21 protein-coding genes are annotated in these 23,193 nt (G+C 34.7%); 20 read left to right on the forward strand and 1 reads right to left on the reverse strand.

What is annotated here, in order from left to right:
* The first annotated feature begins 99 nt into the window (after positions 1-99).
* The 10 genes from xerA to HMPREF1140_RS10060 all read left to right on the forward strand — a co-directional run bounded on the left by xerA (position 100) and on the right by HMPREF1140_RS10060 (position 10,425).
* Positions 100-1,068: a site-specific tyrosine recombinase/integron integrase gene (gene xerA, locus HMPREF1140_RS10015; RefSeq protein WP_009663699.1), complete on the forward strand. Its 969-nt coding sequence runs from the start codon at positions 100-102 to the stop codon at positions 1,066-1,068.
* A gap of 36 nt (positions 1,069-1,104) precedes the next feature.
* Positions 1,105-2,199 (forward strand): restriction endonuclease subunit S, encoded by a 1,095-nt coding sequence (locus tag HMPREF1140_RS10020; RefSeq protein ID WP_009663791.1) that lies wholly within the window; start codon positions 1,105-1,107, stop codon positions 2,197-2,199.
* 48 nt (positions 2,200-2,247) lie between these two features.
* Positions 2,248-5,535, forward strand: coding sequence for a DEAD/DEAH box helicase family protein (locus HMPREF1140_RS10025; protein WP_009663753.1), 3,288 nt, complete (start codon positions 2,248-2,250; stop codon positions 5,533-5,535).
* A gap of 182 nt (positions 5,536-5,717) precedes the next feature.
* A complete protein-coding gene (locus tag HMPREF1140_RS10030) occupies positions 5,718-6,503 on the forward strand; it encodes a DUF6994 family protein (protein ID WP_009663724.1) in 786 nt (261 codons plus the stop codon).
* Between the two features lie 203 nt (positions 6,504-6,706).
* Positions 6,707-6,907, forward strand: coding sequence for a DUF6870 family protein (locus tag HMPREF1140_RS10035; RefSeq protein WP_035620338.1), 201 nt, complete (start codon positions 6,707-6,709; stop codon positions 6,905-6,907).
* Between the two features lie 282 nt (positions 6,908-7,189).
* Entirely contained in the window at positions 7,190-7,663 is a 474-nt protein-coding gene (gene cptIN, locus HMPREF1140_RS10040) for a type III toxin-antitoxin system CptIN family toxin (RefSeq protein WP_009663696.1), read from the forward strand.
* Positions 7,664-8,145: 482 nt separating this feature from the next.
* A complete protein-coding gene (locus HMPREF1140_RS10045; protein WP_009663667.1) occupies positions 8,146-8,376 on the forward strand; it encodes a hypothetical protein in 231 nt (76 codons plus the stop codon).
* 101 nt (positions 8,377-8,477) lie between these two features.
* The gene (locus HMPREF1140_RS10050) at positions 8,478-8,867 is read left to right on the forward strand and encodes an immunity 22 family protein (RefSeq protein ID WP_009663657.1); all 390 of its coding nucleotides are present in this window, start codon (positions 8,478-8,480) and stop codon (positions 8,865-8,867) included.
* 120 nt (positions 8,868-8,987) lie between these two features.
* Positions 8,988-9,980, forward strand: a complete 993-nt coding sequence (locus HMPREF1140_RS10055) for a gamma-glutamylcyclotransferase family protein (protein WP_009663731.1) — start codon at positions 8,988-8,990, stop codon at positions 9,978-9,980.
* 55 nt (positions 9,981-10,035) lie between these two features.
* Positions 10,036-10,425 (forward strand): thioesterase family protein, encoded by a 390-nt coding sequence (locus HMPREF1140_RS10060; protein WP_009663692.1) that lies wholly within the window; start codon positions 10,036-10,038, stop codon positions 10,423-10,425.
* 83 nt (positions 10,426-10,508) lie between these two features.
* Here HMPREF1140_RS10060 and HMPREF1140_RS10065 read toward each other — a convergent pair whose 3' ends face one another.
* Complete coding sequence (locus HMPREF1140_RS10065; protein WP_009663785.1) at positions 10,509-10,820, reverse strand: helix-turn-helix domain-containing protein; 312 nt, start codon at positions 10,818-10,820, stop codon at positions 10,509-10,511.
* Between the two features lie 185 nt (positions 10,821-11,005).
* Here HMPREF1140_RS10065 and HMPREF1140_RS10070 point away from each other — a divergent pair, with 185 nt between their 5' ends.
* From HMPREF1140_RS10070 to HMPREF1140_RS10115, 10 genes are all read left to right on the forward strand, one after another.
* Positions 11,006-12,451, forward strand: coding sequence for a hypothetical protein (locus HMPREF1140_RS10070; protein WP_009663747.1), 1,446 nt, complete (start codon positions 11,006-11,008; stop codon positions 12,449-12,451).
* 4 nt (positions 12,452-12,455) lie between these two features.
* Positions 12,456-13,700 (forward strand): DNA polymerase IV, encoded by a 1,245-nt coding sequence (dinB, locus tag HMPREF1140_RS10075; protein ID WP_009663670.1) that lies wholly within the window; start codon positions 12,456-12,458, stop codon positions 13,698-13,700.
* A gap of 58 nt (positions 13,701-13,758) precedes the next feature.
* The gene (locus HMPREF1140_RS10080; protein WP_009663739.1) at positions 13,759-15,264 is read left to right on the forward strand and encodes an SWIM zinc finger family protein; all 1,506 of its coding nucleotides are present in this window, start codon (positions 13,759-13,761) and stop codon (positions 15,262-15,264) included.
* Positions 15,265-15,275: 11 nt separating this feature from the next.
* Positions 15,276-16,109: a HEAT repeat domain-containing protein gene (locus HMPREF1140_RS10085; RefSeq protein ID WP_009663761.1), complete on the forward strand. Its 834-nt coding sequence runs from the start codon at positions 15,276-15,278 to the stop codon at positions 16,107-16,109.
* 12 nt (positions 16,110-16,121) lie between these two features.
* Entirely contained in the window at positions 16,122-17,207 is a 1,086-nt protein-coding gene (locus tag HMPREF1140_RS10090) for an ATP-binding protein (protein WP_009663713.1), read from the forward strand.
* Between the two features lie 9 nt (positions 17,208-17,216).
* Complete coding sequence (locus HMPREF1140_RS10095) at positions 17,217-19,445, forward strand: DUF5682 family protein (protein WP_009663771.1); 2,229 nt, start codon at positions 17,217-17,219, stop codon at positions 19,443-19,445.
* A gap of 9 nt (positions 19,446-19,454) precedes the next feature.
* Complete coding sequence (locus tag HMPREF1140_RS10100; protein WP_009663671.1) at positions 19,455-20,633, forward strand: VWA domain-containing protein; 1,179 nt, start codon at positions 19,455-19,457, stop codon at positions 20,631-20,633.
* A 101-nt stretch (positions 20,634-20,734) separates the two neighbouring features.
* Entirely contained in the window at positions 20,735-21,463 is a 729-nt protein-coding gene (locus HMPREF1140_RS10105) for a hypothetical protein (protein WP_009663707.1), read from the forward strand.
* Positions 21,464-21,535: 72 nt separating this feature from the next.
* Entirely contained in the window at positions 21,536-22,006 is a 471-nt protein-coding gene (locus tag HMPREF1140_RS10110; protein WP_009663678.1) for a GNAT family N-acetyltransferase, read from the forward strand.
* A gap of 247 nt (positions 22,007-22,253) precedes the next feature.
* The gene (locus tag HMPREF1140_RS10115) at positions 22,254-23,159 is read left to right on the forward strand and encodes an Rpn family recombination-promoting nuclease/putative transposase (RefSeq protein ID WP_009663687.1); all 906 of its coding nucleotides are present in this window, start codon (positions 22,254-22,256) and stop codon (positions 23,157-23,159) included.
* Positions 23,160-23,193: the final 34 nt, after the last annotated feature.

The following is a 23,193-nucleotide window of genomic DNA, read 5'->3' on the forward strand; positions in this document are numbered from 1 at the left end:
AATGTATGAAAAGCTTTTAGTAATGAGTATAAACAAATCAGGATATGAAATAAAGTATTAATTGGTGTAGGATGATGGTATATAAGGGAGTATACTATCATGGAAGAAAAAATTGTAATCATACTAAATGAGATGTCAGAGTATTTATCTATTTCGCAGATGAAAAAGCTTCAGGAGGTTATCTTGAAAGCTTTTTCTGATTGTGAAGCTACTAAGCAGGAAATATCAAATGAAGAGTTTTTGAAACTTTTTTTAGATGCAAAGAAGGTAGAAGGATGTTCTGAAAGGACAATACAATATTATAAGGCAACTATAGAACATTTGTTAAAGAATAAGGAAACACCGGTAAGAAGAGTAACTACCGAGGAGATGAGGGAATACCTTTCAGACTATCAAAAGATAAATAATTGCAGCAACACAACTATTGATAATATAAGACGAAATATTTCAAGTTTCTTTTCATGGCTTGAAGAGGAGGACTATATTCTAAAAAGTCCTATGAAGCGTATACATAAGATAAAGACCAAGACTGTGGTGAAGAGTGTTATTTCTGATGAGAGCATAGAAAGGCTTAGAGATAATTGTGCATCAAAAAGGGATAGGGCGATAATTGACTTACTGTATTCTACCGGTATAAGAGTAGGAGAACTTGTTAATTTAAATATAAGTGACATAGACTTGGAAGGACGTGAGTGCGTAGTATATGGCAAGGGGAATAAAGAGAGAAAGGTATACTTTGATGCTAAGGCAAAAGTACATCTTATTGACTATATTGAAAGTAGGGATGATGATAAGGAAGCCCTCTTTGTAACTTTGGATGCACCACATGATAGATTGAAAATAAGTGGAGTGGAGATTAGATTAAGAGAACTTGGCAGAAAGTTGAATCTTGAAAAAATCCACCCACATAAGTTCCGTAGAAGCATGGCGACCAGAGCAATAGATAAGGGAATGCCAATTGAACAGGTGCAAAAGATACTGGGACATTCTCAAATAGATACTACAATGCAATACGCCATGGTAAACCAAAATAATGTAAAGAACTCCCATCAGAGGTATATTGCTTGATCTTTTTGCAACTTGAGGTTTGGTGAAGGCATAATAATGGAATTTATGTTATTAGAAGATTGCTGCGAAATACTAGATTCTTTGAGAATACCTATAACTGCATCAGATAGAGAAAAGGGAATATATCCATATTATGGAGCTAATGGAATACAAGACTATGTTTCAAGTTATATATTTGATGATGACCTTGTTCTTTTAGCTGAAGACGGTGGTAGTTTTGGATCAAAAACAAAACCTATCGCATATAGGGTATCTGGTAAATGTTGGGTGAATAATCATGCACATGTACTTAAGCCAAAAGAAGGAATAGATGTAGATTTCTTATGCTATTCGTTGATGTTTTATAATACGAAAGGTTTGGTTAATGGAGCGACAAGGCAGAAATTAACTCAATCTGCAATGAGAAAAATGAAAATACCTAAACTGCATATAGATATACAACTAGATATTGTAAAAGAAATAAAATCAGTAATATCAATAATTGATATTAGAGAAAAACAATTGGAAAAATTAAGCTTACTAGTAAGAGCCCGATTTGTGGAGATGTTTTGTAATAAAGGATATCCAGTTTTGGGATGGAATGATGTTTTCAATACTACTACTGGAAAACTTGATTCTAACGCAATGGTAGAAAATGGGGATTATCCTTTTTTTACATGTGCAAAAGAGGTATTTAGAATTGATAAATATGCTTTTGAACAAGAAGCTCTTATTTTAGCGGGGAATAATGCAGCTGGAAAATATGATGTTAAGTACTATAAAGGTAAATTTAACGCTTACCAGAGAACTTATATATTAAGTCTTAAGCAAGATTGGTCATATAGGTTATTCCAATATCAGCTAGAAGACAAACTTGTTTATCTTCAGAAGCATTCATTAGGGGGATTAACTAAGTATTTAACATTGAAAATATTAGGAGACTTATCATTTATTATTCCACCCATAGATAAACAAGCTTATTTTGAAAAGTTTGTTGAACAAGTCAACAAATCAAAATTGATAACTTACTATCACCTCAAATCCATATATACAAAACCTCAACTTTGCTGTAAAATGGTCATAGTTAACGATTTTCTTAATACAAAGAGGTTTTGGATAAATAAAACCTTAAGAATATTCTCACCAAGGTGAGATATTCATTATTTAATACTACTTACTAAAACTATGGGGAGGTTTGCCATGGGCAACTTTGACTATTTGAAAGAGGAAAAAAGGTTTGATACTTTTTCAAATGTGGCTATTGCGGCAGAAAAAGTTTTATATATAGATCCGGGACTATGTGTGATGAATTGCCGTAGAGCGATGGAGTTTGCAATCAAGTGGATGTATTCAGTCGATGCATCATTGACTAAGCCATATCAGGAGAATCTTATAAGCTTGATGAATACGGAAGAATTCAAAGATATTATTGATGAAGACCTGTTCAAACGTATGGATTTCATACGAAAGATAGGTAATGAAGGTACTCACAATGCAAGGAAAATAACAGAGGAACAGGCAATACTTTGTCTTGAAAATCTGCATATATTCTTTGACTTTGTGAGCTATTGTTATGCGGATAATTATACTGAACAAAGATTTGACAGATCACTTATGACTAAGGAAGTGGAGCTACCAAAAACCCCTGAGATTTCAAATATAGATTTAGATAAGCTGATGGCAGAAAATGCATCACTTAGGGCTTCACTTACAGAGCAGAGAGAAGAAAAGATTCAAAGCTATGTTACAAAACCGCTGGAACTTTCAGAATATTCAACAAGAAAAATATACATCGATGCTATGCTCTTAGATGCAGGATGGAGAGAAGGTAGCGACTGGTTAAATGAAGTAAAATTAAAAGGATTACCTACAAAATCAGGTGAAGGTTTTGCAGACTATGTACTTTATGATAGTGTAAATAGGCCAATTGCAGTGGTAGAAGCAAAGCGTACATGTGTGGATGTTGTAGCCGGAAGAAAACAAGCGAGCGACTATGCAGATGCCATTGAGAAAGAGACCGGAAGACGTCCTTGTATTTTCCTTACGAATGGATTTGAAACCAAAATAATAGACGGAAAATATCCGGAAAGAAAGGTAGCAAGTGTATATTCAAAAGAAGATTTGGAAAAGATGTTCAACTTAAGGAAGATGAGAACATCTCTTGAAAATGTTGTTATAGATAAGAATATTGCAGGTAGATATTATCAGGAGGCGGCAATTAAGGCAGTATGTAATGCTTTCGATAGAAAAAATCGTAGGAAGGCATTGCTGGTTATGGCAACAGGCTCAGGAAAGACAAGAACTGTAATAGAGTTATGCCATGTACTTCTTGATGCCGGATGGATCAAGAATATCTTATTCCTTGCGGACAGAATAACTTTGGTACGCCAAGCAAAAAGAGCATTTCAAACTAATTATCCAAATCTTTCACTGACGAATCTTTGTGAAGACAAGGAAAATTATAATGCTCATTGCGTTTTTTCTACATATCAGACTATGATGAATTGTATAGATTCTGTTAAGGATGAGGATAGAAAATTATTTACATGCGGACATTTTGATCTTGTGGTATGTGATGAAGCACACAGGTCTATTTATAATAAATACAAGAATATCTTCACATACTTTGATGCTCCGCTTGTAGGACTTACGGCTACCCCTAAGGATGACATTGACAAGAATACTTATGAAAGATTTGATCTGGAGCAGGGTGTACCTACATATGGATATGAACTTGCAGAAGCTGTAAAAGACGGATATCTTGTGGACTTTTTATCTGTTGAGACGAAGCTTAAGTTTATTGAGGACGGAATTGTATATGCTGATCTTTCTGATGAAGATAAAGCAATATATGAAAATACTTTTGAGATGGAAGATGGTAGTTTGCCTGAGGCAATAAATTCATCTGCACTTAATGATTGGATATTTAATACAGATACTATTCGTCAAGCTCTTGATACATTTATGGAAAATGGAATAAAAATAGACTATGGACAGAAGATTGGGAAGAGTATTATCTTTGCAAAAAACCATGCTCATGCTGAGAAAATTCTGAAGATTTTTAATAAAGAGTATCCGCATTTAATAGACCATGCTCAGGTTATTGATAATAGAATCAAGAATGCACTGAATATTATTGATGAATTTTCAGACGCAAATAAACTTCCTCAGATAGCTATTTCTGTTGATATGCTTGATACCGGTATTGATGTGCCGGAGGTTGTAAACCTTGTATTTTTCAAGAAGGTAATGAGTTATGCAAAGTTTTGGCAGATGATAGGGCGTGGAACAAGACTGTGCCCGGGGCTTATTGACGGTGTGGATAAGTCTAAATTTTATATTTTCGATTTTTGTGGGAATTTTGATTTCTTTAGAATAAATAAAGGTAAAGCTGCTGCAAATGATACTTCTATTCAAAGTGCTATATTTAGTTTGAAGTTTGAAATAGCGTATAGATTGCAGGATATGGACTACCAGACAGAAGAGTTGATAGCATTTAGAAAAAGACTTGTAGAGGAGATGGTAGGAAAGGTAGTCGAACTTCCAAGAGATAATTTTGCTATAAGACAGCACTTGAAATATGTTGAAATGTATTCTTCAGAAGAAGGATATAAAGCTCTTACATTTGAAGATACTGTACTGATAAGGGAAGAACTCGCACCACTAATTTTACCTGAAGATGATGAGATCAGTGCAGTTCGTTTTGATGCGTTAATGTATGGAATAGAACTTGCATGTTTGGCGGGTAAATCATATAAGAGATTCGTTACTGATTTAAAGAGAAATGTGAAAAAACTTGCAAATATTGCAAACATTACAGAGATAAATGAGCAATCAGATCTTATAGGAGATATTTTACATACGGATTATATAGTAGACTGTGGTGTAAATGAGTTTGAGAGAATCAGAGAAAAGCTTCGTGATCTTATGAAATATATTCCTAAGGGAGGTGTTATATATGAGACTAACTTTACAGATGATATTATTTCTATAGAATGGAATGACTCGGATCTTGAAAGCGATTCACTCAAAAACTATCGTGCAAAGGCTGAATATTATATCAGGGAGCACCAGGATAATGAGGCTATAAAAAAGCTGAAATCAAATATACCTTTAAGTAAAGAGGATATAAAGGAACTTGAAAATGTTCTTTGGTCGGAGCTTGGAACTAAAGAGGAATATGAACATGAATATGGACAAAAACCGCTTGGAGAACTTGTTCGTGAAATAGTCGGTCTTGATATGAATGCGGCAAAGGAAGCATTTTCAGAGTACCTTGAGAACAGTAATCTTGACAACAGACAGATTTACTTTGTAAACCAGATAGTGGAGTATATAGTTCACAATGGAATGATGAAGGATCTATCTGTATTACAAGATGCTCCATTTACAGATCAAGGAAGTATAGTCGAAATATTTACAGACATAAGTGTATGGATGGATATCAAAAGTATTATTGATAATATTAATGAGAATGCGGCTGCGTAGTTATGGTACTTTTAGTACTCTCATATTATTGTGAATTGTTTTTTAAAAATGGAACTAGATTATGAGATATGTATATGAGTTAAAAGCGAAAGAACATAGGAATTATATTAATTTACAAGATTATGAAAAGGATATTTTATATTCAATAAAAAGTTTTTTTGAAGATATAGGAGGTACTTTAGTTGAAATTTAAAAATTATTTATTTGAATTATATCAGGACTTTCCAAAATGTTTTGATATAAAAAACATAAAAGAAGTTGATAAAGTGAGCAACGATTTATATGATGATTTGAAAAAAGCTTTCTTTGATGACAATGCTTTGAAGAAAATAGGATTAGATAACATTACTAAAAAGCTTCAAAACGTAGGAAATGGACCTTACTATACACTATTTGCCGATGAGGATAAATTTTTATTATCAGCCGATTATATTGGAGCATCGATATATTGGGCAAAAAAAGCAGGATTGTCTGATATAGAAATAATAAGTTATTTGTTTATTTCGAGAACTATAGGAGGTCATATAGTTTTTCCGAGGGGTAATGGAGTTACTACAGTTAATCAAGCAAGGGGTGGAGAGCCACAAACAAAAGGTGGACGATATAAAGGGTATTATGACAGATTCGATTTAACACTCTATGCAATAAAGCATTGGTTTGCAAGGAAAAATTTTTCCAAGATAAATTATGCCATTGATAATTATAAGGAATGGTTTAAACTATTTATTAATGACATAGAGTTAGAAGATGGATTTAAGAATTTTATCAACTTCTTTTATTTAGAAGATTTTGTATCTGAAAATCTTGAAATTATTGATTTGGTCAACTCTGATTTAAAGAATAATAAAAAACTATTTTTGGTTAAGGAAGATATAAGTGTTCCGAGTACAAGAGAAAGTTATCTGCAATATGTTATAAATAGTAATATTATTATTTGGAAAAGGACTAAGAAACTATTGGAGAAATAGATTAAAGAAAGTATCTTCATTAAAAAATTTCATAATTCAAGTTACCGCTAAGGATAAATTTTCACTATTAAAGTGTAGGGAGAATTTATCCTTTTTTTCTTTTTGGTAGAAAAAAATTATTTCACATATATGCAAACTTCCTACATGGTTAAAAACCAAGTGTACATTGAAAACTTAATAGACCAGGGTAGGACGTTATCTATTTGTTGAGAATTATGACCTACGCAATGACTTTTCTGTTGAAAATATTTGGTTTAAAGGACAAGAAAAATATGGTTTCACTTTCCATGTACTTTATGAAAGCCGGAAATGTTATCGTAAAATGTAGTTATGCAGAAAATGGAAGAAGTTTAGCAGATTGCTTTTTATCCTATTTAGAAAATAAAGTGATGTTGCTTGATTAAAAATATGGGCGTCTTATTTTAATAACTTGGGCGTCTTATTTTAATAACTTGGGTGTTGTAAAAAAACGAATCATATGCTACAATTTAGGCAAGTAAATGTTAGCCGTTTCTCATAGTACGGGATATAAAATTATGAGGTGTAATTTAGCCACTTGCCGATGGTGTGGGATATAAGTAATTCGGTGCGTAAATGTAGCCACTTACTATATGGGTGGGGTATAAATAATATAGTGCGTAAATCCCTCTAATCGAAATGATAGAGGGATTTTTTTGGAGGTTTGTATGGAGGTAAAACAAGGATATTCTTATCATATAAAGGATCATTTCTTTTCTGATGTGTCAGATTCCTCTCTAATGAGCAACAAGGAAAATGGAAATTATAGACCGCATTACTATGCAATTGAGGATTCAAAGAATAAAGATATTTTTTGGATGATACCGATTAGCTCAAAAGTAGAAAAATACAAAAAGATAGTTGCTTATAAAATAAAGAGAAATGGCAAGTGTAGCACGATTGTAATTGGGACATTCTCTGGAGAAGAAAATGCGTTTTTGATACAAAATGCCTTTCCGGTTAAAGCGGTTTATTTTGATCATGTGCATACGATTCAAGGGAATCCGATTACGGTACACAAAAAATTGGATAAAGAACTTCGGACAAAGCTGAAGGAAGTCATCGCTATGAAGAAAAGAGGAATCAATCTGTTTTTTACAGATGTAGATATGATTTTAGAGCTTATGAACAGGTTGAAATAGGGAGTAAATTTTAGAACTTGATTGCTATGCTAAGTTTCAAGGTGCAAAAATTTCACCATGAATACGTGTAAAGCAAGAGTGATCAAAAATCTTGACCTTAAAAAAGAAATTTCTGAAAGAAAAAATGTATCCAATACTTGACAAAAGGGTGGAATGTAAAGGCAAGTAACATCTTATAGCCACATTCAGGGCATCGATTTGTATATAACCAGATTGGAATGTAAAGACTAATATTATGCTCATTTGCGTGATTGATACCGAATTTGAATATATCCATACTGGAAAATAAAGTGTTCATGGCCACGTTTTGTGAACATGAAAGTTTATAATTTAATATACCGGATCATAATGTAAAACTACCACATTGACAATCGAATAAGTGTTCTATACAATCTAAATATAACCGGAATTGGGATATAGAACTTAATACAGTATTCGAAATAGTAAATATACTACTTGACTTGATTCTAGGAGGGCAAATATTGAAGTGGGAAAAAAACTTGAAATCAATTATTGAAGAAAATGCTCCCGGCAATTGCCATGTTTGTAATAGTATAAATACAGATTATTCAATGCATATAATAGATGATAAGACAAATATGGGATATGGTGTCATATGGTGTAATGATTGCAAAAATGCATTTCATATATCGAGGATAAAAGTATCTCCAAATATGAAAAATATCCCGGTTCCGGAAGGGTTAAAGTATTAAGTAACATTAGTAGCTTATTTTTAGTTTTATAGGAATCAAACCCGTAATTAATAAAAAGACAGTACAAGAATCTATGTGTTATATATTAGGAATAATTTTATATGAAAACTTACTATATATGGATTGCTACATTTGAAGAGGATGATTTTGAACGGTATTGGGATAATGAGCCATATGAAAATGAATTAAAACTTTTCAAAGAGGGGCTTGGAGCTAAACCTGATATTAGCCTAAAGTGTGGATTTTGCAGGGAAACGGGATTGGAAGAACTGGATGAAAAGGACTTTTGGTTTTGTTTTAGGGCTTCTTTATGTAATGTACGCGAGCTTGCAAAAGATTATATCTCTGATTTGGATGAATTTGAGAGGGTGTGTAATGCAAAAGGGATTTTAGAAGGAAATGTTATTTGGGGAGTAGCTGTTAAAGATTTTCCGGATTTAGATTCGGAAGGTTGCAGTAGTATGAAGTATGTAGGTATATTAAAGGTGTAAAGTTTTCTTAATTCCCTTTATTTTACTTTCTATATTGTGCTAATATATCAGAAAATAAATTTTACAAAGAATAAGTATATCAGTATTAAAATTTCAATACAGGGTATATGGGAGATATTTATGTACAAGATATTTGTATATGGGACTTTGAAATCTGAATATTTGCAAAATAAGCTCTTAGGGCATACTTTGGAATCATATGATGCAAGACTTGAGGGATATTCTATAAATACAGGTGAGAAGTATTTCAATGTAGTTCCAAATGAGGGAGGATGTGTTAAAGGTAAGGTTTTACTTGTAAATAAGGAGGACATGTTCTATATAGACCAATGGGAAGTAATTCCTATGTATATAAAGGCAAAGGTGAGAGTACATTCAGAGTATGGTTATGAGGATGCTTTTATTTACATAAAAAAAGATAAGGAAGAGAAGATACATTTGCAGGATGAGGTCAGCAATATGTGCAACAATGAAAATCTTGAAGCTACAATTGATGAATTTGCGAATGTGAGAGATATGGAGTTTCCAGTCTGTGATCTATACCTTAATTACCCTATAGAAGACTTAAATAATCTATCAAAAAATAATGATATATTCACTGAAAAAGTAAAAGAGGTAGTTACAGATAAAGAGTTTTCATTTATCGGATATGAGTATTTAAGCTACAAATATGGCGATTGTCAAGTAACTGTAAGAGTATCACTTTATATTATAGAGAATAATGAAAAAGCCACATTAAGCGTAATGCTACCTGTTTCGACATGTAATCCTACAAAGTTTTGGGAGAAGGCTTTTACCCGAGAGTTGGAAATAGAAGGAAGAAACTTTGCGGAATTTATTTATTCAAAATATAATCTCAAAGTCTTGGATGCACCGAAATTTATCATATATTCATCAGGTGAAATTGATGAGTCAAAAAGGCTTGATGTTTTCTCAGTTGAAAAGGGTTTTAATAAAGCGTTTGATATTAGTAAAGCGGTAAATACGGATATTTCAAAAAACGAGGATGTTAAGGTTTATCTTTCTGATAATGTAAAAATCGAAATACCATATAACTTTGATGTTTGTTATACCGACAGATTAAAATCTGTTATGTTGACTCTATCTGTATAATATTCATTAGTAAAATATGATAAAATAGCCTATATCTATAAATAAGGAGAATACTATGTTGGAAGTAGGAATAAAGGGACAAAGAGAAATCATTGTAACAAAGCAAAATACTGCAGCAGGTATAGGAAGTGGAAGTTTAGAGGTGTTTTCCACACCGATTATGATACTTTTGATGGAAGAGTGCTGCTTTATGAGTGTTGATGATAAGCTGGAGGAAGGTTTTACGACTGTAGGCATTTCGGTTAATGTAAAGCATGTATCAGCCACACCGCTTGGAATGAAAGTGGAGATTAAGTCAGATCTCATAAAGGTTGATGGAAGAGCTCTTACATTTAAGGTTGAGGCATATGATGAAAAGGGGCTTATAGGTGAAGGAATTCATGAAAGATTCATTGTAAATAATGAAAAGTTTCAGGCAAAGGCTGATAGCAAGTCAGATAAATAAGCAAATGGCTGTCACTCTAAAGGCATATACAATTTTTATTCTACTTTAATTGTATGTCTTAAGTGACAGCTGTTTAAAATTTATTATTTTGCAACAACAAATTGGGTTTCAGTAAAATTCTCACCATCTAAAATATTGATTAATCTAAATGCAGGTCCGGTCGGATGCGTCCTACCACCCTCCCAAGCCTCGACAGTCTTTTTTGATACTCCCATATATGATGCAAAAACCGTCTGTGTCATACCTGCCTTTTTACGTATCTCTTTAATCTCATTGTTTGAATACTCTCTAACAGGCATAATCATATATGTTCTTTCCTTTGCCATTTTGCTACCATTTTCATGAGCTATAGCTTCTTCTAATCCCTCTTTCAAATCATCAAATAGTGAACTCATAGCTTCCTCCTATTCTTAGCAATCTCTTCCTTTAATGATTTTACCAGCTTTTCATACTCTTACCTTTCAGATTTAATAAATATATTATAAACCCTATTTTATAGGGCGTCAACTTTACTATTTTAAGACTATCTTTATTGGTGGTATAATTGTTTTATGGTAGTATAGGCTAAAAGGAGGATTATATGAAAAAGAGCTTTATATATTTGATTCCTGCAATTTTCTTATTGGCAGGATGTGGAAAGAAAATTTCCATAAAAATAAATACAAATGAAAGTACAGTTGCTGAAAGTACTATAGAAGAGAGTATTAAAGATGAAGGAGTAAAAGTACAACATGACGTGGAAATGTTAAAGGCACACGTATATTACAAAATAGCGGATGATGGAAATACAATACCTCAACTTAGTGTAGATGGAAATGAAAAGTTGAATGATATTGTAAACAAAATAAATAATGATTGGGTAGGCGGATATTATCCAAGGATAAATCTGACCCGCACCGATACGAGTGTTTTCAGTGCATTGCTGGCTACTACTGTAATGAATGGAAGTACTGATACAAAAGAACTGCTTAGGGGAGTAAATATAGACTCAAATACAGGTAAGGAGCTTAAGGTAGAGGATGTATTAAAGGATCCCGTCGGTCTATATGATAGGATTGAAAAGGATAATTATCTTGCAGATGAATATGGAGAAGATATAGAGGGATTTAGTGAGAAGTTAAAGACTGTTCTGACAAACCCCGATACTTTTAATTTGGGAGCAAATGATAAGGCGAATCTTGCGTGGACACTAAGTAGCGGAGGTATGATGATTTATATGACTGCAAAGGGTGAATACGGAGAAAGGATAGTTTCCATACCTTTGGAGTATTCAATATATGGTGAGTTTTTCAATGAAGACATACTAAGATTGCCAAAGGACTATGCTTTTGAAATACCTACAGAAAAAGAGGTAAAGATAAATCTTGACGGTAAAATCAGAACTGTAAAAATAGAACAAGATATTGACGAGTATCTTATGTTAAAGGAAATAGATGTAACAATTGACGGTGAAAAAAGCACATATGAGGAAGGTGCAAGCTATGGAATTTCTAAGGTAAGTGTGGTGAAAAAAGGAGATAATGCCTATCTTTATATTGAATTGCAGTATGACAATGATTACAACAGTATATCAATTATTGATTTGAATAATAAATCTGAAAAGATGGAGATACAGGAGAGTTTTGCAGATACTGCCCTTTTAAACCCTGATGAATTTTATCTCGGAAACAGAATTTATACTATAAGTACATTGGGAATAGAGGGAAGATATACTCTTGGTAATAACGGAATGCCAAAGCTTTTGAAAAATTATTATAACATTACAACACCTATCAGGCTAACTACTAAAATTGATATAAAGGGGAAAAATATTGACGGTATAAACGGAAAAGAACTTGGGGACTATAACATTTCTACAGGCGCTTTGCTTGTTCCGGTAGGTACAGATAATGAAACTTTTACCGATTACACCACTTCGGATGGCGTAATTGTTCGCATACCTATGCAAGGAGGCGGAGAATACGGCTTTACGATAGAAGGTAAGAATATAGAAGATGTATTTGACGGTACAATATTTGCAGGATAATGTCATGTTGGAAGGTCAAATAATCATTCATGTGGATATGGATGCTTTTTATGCTTCCGTGGAAATGAGAGATAATAAAACTCTTATAGATAAGCCACTTATAATAGGTTCCATGCCAAATGAAAGAGGTGTTGTATCAACCTGTAATTATGAAGCCAGAAAATACGGTATACGCTCAGGTATGAATATAAAGGAGGCATTTAATCGTTGTCCTAAGGGGGTATTTATGCACCCAAACTTTGATAAATATATCAGGGTATCAAATCAGCTGCATGAGATCTTGGAAAGTTATACTGATAGAGCAGAATATATAGCTTTGGACGAGGGCTATCTTGATTTGACCGGAAAAGTGAATTCATGGGAGGAAGCAAGAAAAATAGGACATGAAATCAAAAAAAGGGTACGGGAGGAGCTCTCTCTTACCTGTTCTGTCGGTTTGGCATATTCAAAGATTGCGGCAAAGACTGCAAGTGAAGAGAAAAAGCCGGATGGATATTTTGAAATACCAAGTAGAGAAGATTTTGTAACATTGGTACTTGATAGAAATGTAAAATCACTGTATACAGTTGGAGAAAAGACTGCCCAAAAACTTCATTTATATGGTGTTGATACAGTCAGAGATCTGCAAAACAAAAGCAATGAAGTGAAAATGTTTATGGGAAAGCAGGGTGAGTATCTTGTTGACCTGGCTTTTGGATTTGATGACAGAAAGGTTACACCATATAGGGAAGAGGATACAAAGTCCATCAGTAAAGAGTTTACATTTCAAAAGGATGTATCAAGCTTTAAACTTTTAGATGATGTACTTTTTATTCTGTCTTTTCGTGTGGCGAAAAGAGCAAAAAGGCTTGGGCTTTATGGAGAAGGTGTTTCTCTTAAAATCACTTATTCCAATATGAAAACTATCACAAGGTCAATGCTTATAAGCGCAAGTACAAGTGATGCCTATACCATATATGAAAATGCGAGCAAGCTTCTAAAGAATGTATCAAAAGGTGAAGTAAGACTGGTTGGAACCGGACTTTACCATTTGAGAGAGGAAGAGGGAAGACAGCTTAGCTTTGCTGATATTTTTTCTACACAAAAGGATATGTTAAAAGAGAAGATTCAAAGCAAATGGCAGGAGATGAGCATGTATTATAAAATCGATTTTGATGAAATAAAGGACATGCAAAATAGTATAAAGGTATATGATTATATAGAGCGAATGAGGGAAGTTATGGACTCTATGCAAAAATATAACAGCTAAAAAGCGGGTAAAATTTTGTGATATAATATTACCTGAATAATTTCGGAAAGGATCAAATATGAGAACTTTTGATGAGCAGGCTATAGTTTCTATAGCACCTAATGCGAATGCGGTTTCAAATGGCAGAAAGCTGTCATCAGGGAACAATTTTGTAAAAAGAATGAAGTCGGCTGATGACAGTCTTTATTTTGGTGAGTGCAAAGGAAGTGGGAAGAGCAATTATAATGTTTCCATAGACTTTGAAAAAGAGGGTGAACCGGTATTTAGATGTTCTTGTCCAAGTAGACAGTTTCCATGCAAACATGCTATAGGCTTGATGTTTGAGATGAAAGATGGCAAGAGCTTTGAAACGGCTGAGATTCCTCAGGATATTTTGGATAAGAGAGAAAAGATAGAGGCAAGAGAAAAGAAAAAGGCCGAGAAGGAAATTGAAAAGGAGCAAAATCCTGAAAAGCCAAAGAAGACAAGTGCAGCTTCAAAGGCGGCAAAGACTAAGAAAATAAAAAAGCAAATAGAGGGCTTGGATCTGTTAAAGGATGTTATGGGTCAAATAACCGGTTCAGGTGTGGCAGCCTGCGATGATATAGCATTTGATAAAAAGTATGATGAACTGGCAAAACAGTTGGGAGATTACTATTTGCCGGGAGTACAGATAATATTTAAGAGATTTTTAAAGTATCTACGCACAGATAAAGATTTGATAGAATTAGAGAACACAAAACAAAAAGATTCTGAATATTACACTGAAGAGTTTTTGTTTAACCTTGTAGTGAAAGAGCTTACCAAGCTTAGATATATCGAAAAAAGAGCAAGGGATTACCTTAATAAAAAGCTTGAAAGTGATGATACTAACCCGGATGATAATATACTCTATGAGGCACTTGGCGGAGTCTGGAAGCTTGAAGAACTTGGTGAAACAGGTCTTAAAAAGGATAATGTATCACTGGTTGAGCTAAGTTTTATATCAGAGTTTGATGATGTAAAGGCGGAATATATAGATAAAGGCTATTGGATAGATCTTGATACCGGAGATATAAATTATACAGCCAATTATTGTCCTCTAAAAGCAAAGAAATATATTCAAAGAGATGACAGCTTCTTTGGTAAAAAGTTTATTGAAAAGCTTTATTTCTATCCTGCAAATGAGGGTGAAAACAGAAGAATTCGTTATGAAAGCAGCAAAGATGAGGATTTAGACATATCAGATATCAAAAAGATAAGAAGTTTTGCAAAAAAGAATATATCGGAGTTTTTAAAGCCGGCTAAAAATATACTGAAAGCTACTTTATCCGATAATGCTTACGGGGTGCTTTTTGAGTTTGCAAAGATAGGTACAAACGGTAGTGATGTTGTGGTAGAGGATAAAGAAGGAAAGCAGATTTTACTAAGGTCTATGACTAAGGATAAAACAGCTATGGACGCAATATTCGGACTTCCAAGTAAAGACTATCTTAAAAATCAGGTTTTATTCGGATTGGCACATTATGACTCAATGCTGAAGCAGATTTGTGTAGAGCCAAGAAGTATTATCACGGAAAACGAAATACTCAGATTGGCATATTAAGGGAGGTTATTATGAATTTGGATATTTTATATAAATTACAGGCACAATTAAGAAATAGCATAATAACAGGCAGCTCTCTTATAAAGGAAGACTTCAGACTGAAAAAGTGCGTAGATGATATGGAAGCACTTTCAAAGGTGGCACCTGTATTTGGTCAGATTAAAAAGCATGCAGATGAGCTGTTTGTATGTGATAATCCGGGTGAAAAGACTTTGGATCTGCTTGCACTTGTGGATGCAGTACTTGAAACTCAAGCCGGAACATATGAAAGCAGTGAGCTTTCAGATATTGAAAAAAGCTGTGGAAGGGTCAATGGAAATTATTCTTATAAGATGCTTGAGCCTATTATAACTGCACTTACTACAACAGGAAGCGGAAGATGGGATATATTGGTTGAAGCCAGAAAAGAAAACCCTGATATCTTCTTAGACTATAGAATATTGCCGAAGTTTATTGACGGACTGGGTGACGGATACAGTGAGATCTCATTTATGATCGGAAGATGGATAATGGAATATGGCAAGATGATGATAGAGCCGTTAAAAAAAGGCTTTGACCCTATGGGAAAAAGTGAAATGTATCTAAGATTTGATATTATCGCGGACCTTGCAAAAGAAGAGGAAAATGATTTTTATTTGTCTGTTATAAACGGCGAGGCAAGGAAAGATATAAGAAAAAGGGCCATAAGGTCTTTGAAGTATAGTGAAGATAATATAGACTTTTTGATAGAACTTGCAACAACAGCCGATAAGGCGAGTAAGAATGATGCTATAGAGACTTTAAAGACATTTAAGAATCCGAAGGCAGTTGAATTTTTGAAAACTGTAGAAGTTAAGAAAAAATAAAAGGTGATAGATATGAGCGAAGAATTACAAAGACTTCCTGCGGAGGTCATGTTCCAAAAAGAAATAGATGCACTTATTGCGGCTGAAAAAAATCCTGTTCCTATCGGATGGAAGATGTCACCAAAGTCTGTACTTACTTATATTATGGGCGGTGAGTGCAATGGTGTTGAGATAATGCCTAAGTATATAGGAAATAAAAGAATAGTTGAGATTGCCATAGCTACTTTGGTAACAGACAGAGCGCTTCTTTTGATAGGTGAGCCGGGTACTGCAAAGTCATGGCTTTCAGAACATCTATGTGCGGCTATAAACGGGAACTCAACCTGCGTTATACAGGGAACTGCAGGAACTACAGAGGAGCAGATAAGATACTCATGGAATTATGCAATGCTTATTGCAGAAGGCCCAAGCGATAAGGCAATTATAAAGAGTCCTGTTTTTGAGGCTATGGAAGAGGGAAAGATTGCCAGATTTGAAGAGATATCACGTTGTGCATCCGAGGTACAGGATGCCCTTATTTCAATTCTTTCAGAAAAGAGAATTTCGATTCCGGAACTTGGTAAGGACAGTGCGGCTAAGAAGGGATTTTCTATAATAGCTACAGCTAATACCAGAGACAGAGGTGTCAATGATATGAGTGCAGCTCTAAAGAGAAGATTCAATATAGTGGTGCTTCCAAGTCCTAATACTCTTGAAGAGGAGATGGATATAGTAAAGACCAGAATAGAGAAGCTTTCAGAGGGTATGGCATTGCTTTCAAAGGTGCCTGAGGCTGAGGTAATAAAAAAGGTCTGTACAATATTCAGAGAGCTCAGACAGGGTGAGACACTTGACGGAAAGCAAAAAATTAAATCCACAGCAAATGTACTTTCTACAGCAGAGGCTATATCCTTACTTACAAACAGTATGTCTTTGGCAGGTAGCTTTGGAGACGGAGAGATAAGTGATGCGGACCTTGCGGCAGGACTTCAAGGTGCAATAGTAAAGGAAGATTCCAAAGACTCAAAAGTTTGGGAAGAGTACCTTGAGAACATAATGAAAAAGCGTGGAAAAGAGTGGATCGGACTCTACAATGAGTGTAGGATGCTCAATGGCTAGGAGGCAGCCATGAAAACTTTTGGAATTAGACATTTTTCACCTGCCGGAGCTTATTTTGTAAGACAGTTTCTGGATAAAATAAAGCCTGATTTGGTGCTTATAGAGGGACCGGCGGATTTTGACTTTTTGATTGATGATATTGTTTCAAAAAAACTTGTTCCTCCGTTTGCTATTATGGCATATACAAAGGAAGCACCTATTGATACCATACTCTATCCTTTTGCAGAATATTCACCTGAGTATCAGGCCATTCTTTGGGCAAGGGAAAATAATAAGGAATGCCGATTTTTTGATTTGGAATCCGATATAATGCTGGGATTTGGAAGAACAGATGATGATACTAAAGATGAAGAGACGATTTCTAAAGAACCTGAAAATAATAAATCAGATGTGGATATGGAAGGATTTTGGGAGAGAAACTTAGAGCAGAGTGAGAATATGGATGCCTACAGAGCGGGCAGTGCTTTGTTTGGTGAAAGCCTTAGAAAAGATACAAAATCAGATGACAAATCTTTTGCAAAAGATATAATTCGTGAAAGCTTTATGAAAAGAAAGATAAATGAATATATAAAAAAGGGATTTGATTCGGAAAAGATAGTGGCTATAACAGGTGCCTTTCATACATCAGCTATTGAAAACCTTGAGGGTGTAATGTCTGATAAGGAATATAAGGGATTAGAAAGAAGAGAATCCAATATCACATTGATGCCGTATTCATACTACAGACTTAGTAAAAGAACCGGTTATGGTGCGGGAAATGCGGCACCGGCATATTATGAGTTACTTTGGCAGGGATTTTTAAGTGGAGATATTACTTATCATGAAAGAAAGTATCTGAGCAGTTTGGCAAAGTATATGAGAGAGCATGGCGGAATCGTTTCATCCGCTCAGGTAATAGAGGCGACAAGGCTTGCAAGAGAACTTGCTGTTATTAGAGGAGGCTCTGTTCCTACACTTGAAGATTTAAAGGATGCAAGTATTACCTGTATGGGTGGTGGAAGCTTTGGTGAGATGGCAATGGGCTTTGCCGAAACCGATATAGGCAAAAAGATAGGCAGTGTTCCTCAGGATGCTATGCAGACTTCCATACAAAGCGATTTTACTTTAAAACTCAAGCAGTTAAAGCTTGAAAAATATAAGGAGCTTGTGGCTACACCTTTGCAGCTTGATTTAAGAGAGAACTTAAGAGTGAAGTCAGAGGAAAGTGCTTTTCTTGATTTGAACAGATCTTTTTTCCTCTATAGGCTGGTTGTACTTGGAATTGATTTTGCCAAGATCAAGAAAAGTAATCAGGATAATGCAACATGGGCAGAGAACTGGATACTGCAATGGACACCTGAAGCTGAAATACAGATAGTGGAAAGTGTATTAAAGGGAGATACTATAGTAGATGCTGTAGCATTTGTGTTGGGTGAGAAGCTTTCTGAGGCGACAAAGATATCTGATATAGCGGAAGTTATAGAAGCTGCATTTAACTGTGGACTGCCAAAGATAGTAGAGGGTGCGAAAAGAAGTCTTGATGAAATGGCAAACGGTGCAATAGCTATGTGTGATATCGCGGATACTGTGAGCAAACTTTCAAATATGATATCCTTTGGTGATATAAGAAAACTTGACAGAGAACCTTTGGTGCCTATTGTAAAAAGACTTTGTATCAGAGCTTCTCTTATGCTGGTGGGAGAATCGGCCTGTGATGATATAGCTGCAGCTACATTGGCAGATAATATTCAAAAAATACATAGTGTTTTTATGATGCAGGATTTTTTGGATGAGAGCTTTTGGTTTGATAAGCTTATAGAACTTTCAAACAGAGATGATTTGAATACTAAAATATCAGGACTTGCCACGGCAATACTTCTGGATGCAGGTAAGATAGATGAACTTACTCTTAGAATGGAGGTTTCAAGACGACTTTCTATGGGTATGCCGGCAGAACTTGGTGCAAATTGGTTTGCAGGGTTGTCTATGAGAAATCACTATGCTCTTATAGGCAGGCTTACACTCTGGGAGAGTCTTAGTGAATACTTGGATACTTTGGATGAAGAGGAATTTAGACGCTCTGTGGTATTTTTAAGGAGAGCCTTTGTAGAATACAGTGCAAAGGAAAAGGATATGATTGCAGAGAATCTGGGTGAAATATGGGGACTAAATGCACAGGCGGTAAGCGAAATAATCAACTCTGAGATAAAGGAAGTGGATACGGAGATACTTGAAGACTTTGATTTCGGAGACTTTTAGGAGATATAAATGGATACAAATGAAAGACTGAGGCGTTGGAGGCTGATACTTGGATCCGAGGCTGAAAAAAGAATTGACAGTATGGATGACGGCAATGCCCTCAGTCAGGAAGATCTTATGATGGATATGGCTTTAGATGCCATCTATAATAGGGATATGAAATTCAGCTTTGGAGGAGGAGCCGGAAGGGGTGCTTCAAGTCCACAGATAAGCAGATGGCTTGGAGATGTAAGAACACTTTTTGATAAGGATCTTGTAAAGATAATCCAGTCTGATGCTATGGAAAGATGTGGTTTAAAACAGCTTATATTTGAGCCGGAACTTCTAAATAATATAGAACCTGATATGCAAATGGCAAGTATGATACTTACTCTAAAGGATCAGATACCAAAACAAAGTAAGGAAAATGCAAGAGAATTTATCAGAAAAATAGTGGAACAGATAAATGCATTACTTGAAACGGATTTAAGAAGAGCGGTTACAGCAAGTATAAATAGAAAGTTGCATTCTCCTATACCGTCAGCATCTGCACTTGATTTTCAGACTACAATAAGGAAGGGAATCAAGGATTATAATGCAAAGCTAAAGAAGATTATTCCGCAAAAGTATTATTTCTTTGAAAGAAGTGCTACAACAGCAGCCAATAAATATACTGTTGTTTTGGATATTGACCAGAGCGGTTCTATGGGAGAGTCGGTAATTTATTCATCTATAATGAGCTGCATACTGGCAAGTATGAGTGCTATAAAGACTAAGGTAGTGGCTTTTGATACCAATATAGTGGATCTGAGTGAAAAATGTGAGGACCCTATTGATTTGCTTTTTGGATTTACGCTGGGTGGCGGAACAGATATTGAAAAATCTATAAAATATTGCTCTAAATATATAGAGAACCCTAAAAAGACTATTTTCTTTTTGATTTCAGATCTTGAAGAAGGCGGAAATCGTGCAGGACTTCTTAGAAGACTGACACAGATGAAGGAAGACGGCGTAATTGTTATCTGTTTGCTTGCGATATCTGATGACGGAAAGCCTTTTTATGATGCAAATATGGCAGGAAAAATTGCCGCTCAAGGTATTCCTTGTTTTGCAGCAGCACCACAGATGCTACCAAGGCTACTTGAAAAAGCAATGAAAAATGAGGATATGAGTGAGTTTGCTACCGGTAAATTCGGGGTTGAAAAATAAAATTAAAAAATTAAATTTATATTGTGACCTTATAACATTTTTTCCGTCTGTATAATTGAGTGAGATAATCACAGTAATATTTTGTTTAAGGAGATAAGAAAATGAGAAGATTATTTACTGTTATATTGGGAATGCTCTGTGCGGCTTCAATTATGGGTTGCGGTGCAAAGGCGAATAATACAGAATCTCAGGCAACTACAGCATCACAGGAAAGTACCCTCATTAAAGAAGCAGAAGAAATAAGTGAAACAAATGAATCTGCACCTATAACAGGTGGATGGGCAATAAATAATGATTTTGACGGAATCGATGATGCAAATGCTATGTCAGCTTTTGAAAAGGCTACAGAGGATTTGGATGGCTACAGATATGATGTAGCAGCGGTACTTGGTTCGCAGATTGTTGCAGGAACAAATTATTTATATCTTTGCAGAGCGGAAATGGTAGTACCGGATGCCAAGCCGGAGTATGTAATTTTAAAGGTATATGAGGGCTTGGAAGGAAATGCTGAGATCACAGGCAGCCTTAGACTTTTGGAAGGAAAAGAAGGCTGGGAGTACAATGATGCAAATCCTTATATGGATGAAAATGAAGAGGTCAAGGTTGCTTTTGATAAGGCACTAGAAGGCTTAACAGGAGTGGAGTATAAGCCGATTGCATATATAGGTTATAAGGATAATTCATATGCAGTGCTTACAAAGATAACAATTACCTCAGTAGAGCCTTTAACAAGTCTTTCAATGGTATATATTACAAAAACAGACAGTGGGGCTATGATTGATGATATATATGATATTGATATGTCTTTGGAGAATGTAGGAGAGCAATAATTTAATTTTATTTATGGGACAACTTAGTCTGTTGTAGGAACTGTTAAACGAATAATTTATAAAGGGGGAAATATGAATTTTAGGTTCGCAAAAAGAGAAGATACCAATTTAATACTTTATTTTATAAAGGAGCTGGCCCTTTATGAGAAAATGCTTGATGAAGTGGTAGCTGATGAGAAGACATTGGAAGAATGGATTTTTGATAAGCAGAAAGCGGAAGTTATTTTTGCAATGGAGAATGAAAAGGAAGTCGGGTTTGCACTTTTCTTTCACAACTTTTCTACATTCTTAGGCAGAGCCGGAATATATCTTGAGGATCTTTTTGTACTGCCTGAGTTTAGAGAGAGAGGATATGGAAAGGCTTTACTAAAGAGACTGGCATCTATTGCAGTGGAGAGAGGTTGTGGCAGACTTGAGTGGTGGTGCCTTGACTGGAATAAGCCAAGCATTGACTTCTACCTATCCCTTGGTGCCGAACCGATGTCGGACTGGACCACATACAGGATAACCGGGGATACATTAAGGAGGATGGCGGAAGTCTAAAAAATACAATTGATAGAGTATGATTAGTTGAATAGACCGTTACACTTTGTGTGGCGGTCTATTTTTATATATTTTAATTCATAATATTTAATAAAATAATATTGAGTTTTGGTAATATATAGGATAATATATTATATATCTTACATGAATTAGATTTCTAAATTTTCTTAAAATTCTAAAACCAAACAATATTAATCCCCAATGGAATAGATAGTAATTTTAATTTTTGGTATAATAGGGAGGAGACATGAGAGAAAAAGATGTAACTCAAAAAATGTTGGAAAACTATAATGATGTATTCGCAGATGTTTTAAATGTACTTTTATTTAACGGTGAGATGATAGTTGATGAGAGTAACCTTACTGATGCTTTACCAATGAGTGTGCTTAAAGTGGATGGAAGAGTCAGAACCCAGGACAGAGATGTTGCAAAATATTGGCATAATAGTAAAATGAATATGGCATTTTTTGGATTGGAAAATCAAACAGGACCTGATAAGCTAATGCCATTTAGGGTCTATGGATATGATGGTGCAGAGTATGCAAAACAAAGTAGGAGAGAAAACAGGAATGAAATAAAATATCCTGTAATTACTTTAGTATTATATCTTGGATTTGACAGAAAGTGGGAATATCCCAAAACACTGTTTGAAATACTTGACATAGACGAAAATATAAAACCTTATGTTAATGATTTCAAGATAAATCTTTTTGAGATAGCCTATTTAGATAGGGAAAAGATAGACTTATTTAAAAGTGATTTTAAAATACTGGCTGACTATCTGTACCAAATGAGAGTGAATAAGGACTATATACCTGATAAAACTGTAATTGATCATGTAGAAGAATTGTTAATGTTGATGGCCGCAATGACAGGCGATAAAAGATTTGAGGAAACTATAAATGATTTAAACGGAAAGGAGAGCGTGACTATGTGTGAAGTACTTGATAGAGTAGAGGCAAAAGGTATTGAAAAGGGTATTGAAAAAGGCATTGAAAAAGGAATTGAAAAAGGTGCAGATATCATAAGCAAACTGAATGAAATATTGGTAAAGGAAGGTGATTTGGAGAAGATACTTAAAGCCAATACTAATAAGGAATATAGAAATGAATTACTCAAAAAGTATAATTTGATGGATGAATTTAAAAACTGAGTTTATAATAGGACCTGAAAAAGGTACTGTAAAA

It is taken from the genome of Lachnoanaerobaculum sp. ICM7, from assembly GCF_000287675.1.
In the GTDB taxonomy this organism is placed as follows: domain Bacteria; phylum Bacillota; class Clostridia; order Lachnospirales; family Lachnospiraceae; genus Lachnoanaerobaculum.

Coding starts and splice junctions, on each gene's coding strand:
- HMPREF1140_RS10115 (WP_009663687.1), top strand. CDS start 22,254: ATGAGAGAAAAAGATGTAACTCAAAAAATGTTGGAAAACTATAATGAT.
- HMPREF1140_RS10105 (WP_009663707.1), top strand. CDS start 20,735: ATGAGAAGATTATTTACTGTTATATTGGGAATGCTCTGTGCGGCTTCA.
- cptIN (WP_009663696.1), top strand. CDS start 7,190: ATGGAGGTAAAACAAGGATATTCTTATCATATAAAGGATCATTTCTTT.
- HMPREF1140_RS10050 (WP_009663657.1), top strand. CDS start 8,478: ATGAAAACTTACTATATATGGATTGCTACATTTGAAGAGGATGATTTT.
- HMPREF1140_RS10110 (WP_009663678.1), top strand. CDS start 21,536: ATGAATTTTAGGTTCGCAAAAAGAGAAGATACCAATTTAATACTTTAT.
- HMPREF1140_RS10065 (WP_009663785.1), bottom strand. CDS start 10,820: ATGAGTTCACTATTTGATGATTTGAAAGAGGGATTAGAAGAAGCTATA.
- dinB (WP_009663670.1), top strand. CDS start 12,456: ATGTTGGAAGGTCAAATAATCATTCATGTGGATATGGATGCTTTTTAT.
- xerA (WP_009663699.1), top strand. CDS start 100: ATGGAAGAAAAAATTGTAATCATACTAAATGAGATGTCAGAGTATTTA.
- HMPREF1140_RS10080 (WP_009663739.1), top strand. CDS start 13,759: ATGAGAACTTTTGATGAGCAGGCTATAGTTTCTATAGCACCTAATGCG.
- HMPREF1140_RS10090 (WP_009663713.1), top strand. CDS start 16,122: ATGAGCGAAGAATTACAAAGACTTCCTGCGGAGGTCATGTTCCAAAAA.
- HMPREF1140_RS10020 (WP_009663791.1), top strand. CDS start 1,105: ATGGAATTTATGTTATTAGAAGATTGCTGCGAAATACTAGATTCTTTG.
- HMPREF1140_RS10085 (WP_009663761.1), top strand. CDS start 15,276: ATGAATTTGGATATTTTATATAAATTACAGGCACAATTAAGAAATAGC.
- HMPREF1140_RS10070 (WP_009663747.1), top strand. CDS start 11,006: ATGAAAAAGAGCTTTATATATTTGATTCCTGCAATTTTCTTATTGGCA.
- HMPREF1140_RS10095 (WP_009663771.1), top strand. CDS start 17,217: ATGAAAACTTTTGGAATTAGACATTTTTCACCTGCCGGAGCTTATTTT.
- HMPREF1140_RS10055 (WP_009663731.1), top strand. CDS start 8,988: ATGTACAAGATATTTGTATATGGGACTTTGAAATCTGAATATTTGCAA.
- HMPREF1140_RS10100 (WP_009663671.1), top strand. CDS start 19,455: ATGGATACAAATGAAAGACTGAGGCGTTGGAGGCTGATACTTGGATCC.
- HMPREF1140_RS10060 (WP_009663692.1), top strand. CDS start 10,036: ATGTTGGAAGTAGGAATAAAGGGACAAAGAGAAATCATTGTAACAAAG.
- HMPREF1140_RS10025 (WP_009663753.1), top strand. CDS start 2,248: ATGGGCAACTTTGACTATTTGAAAGAGGAAAAAAGGTTTGATACTTTT.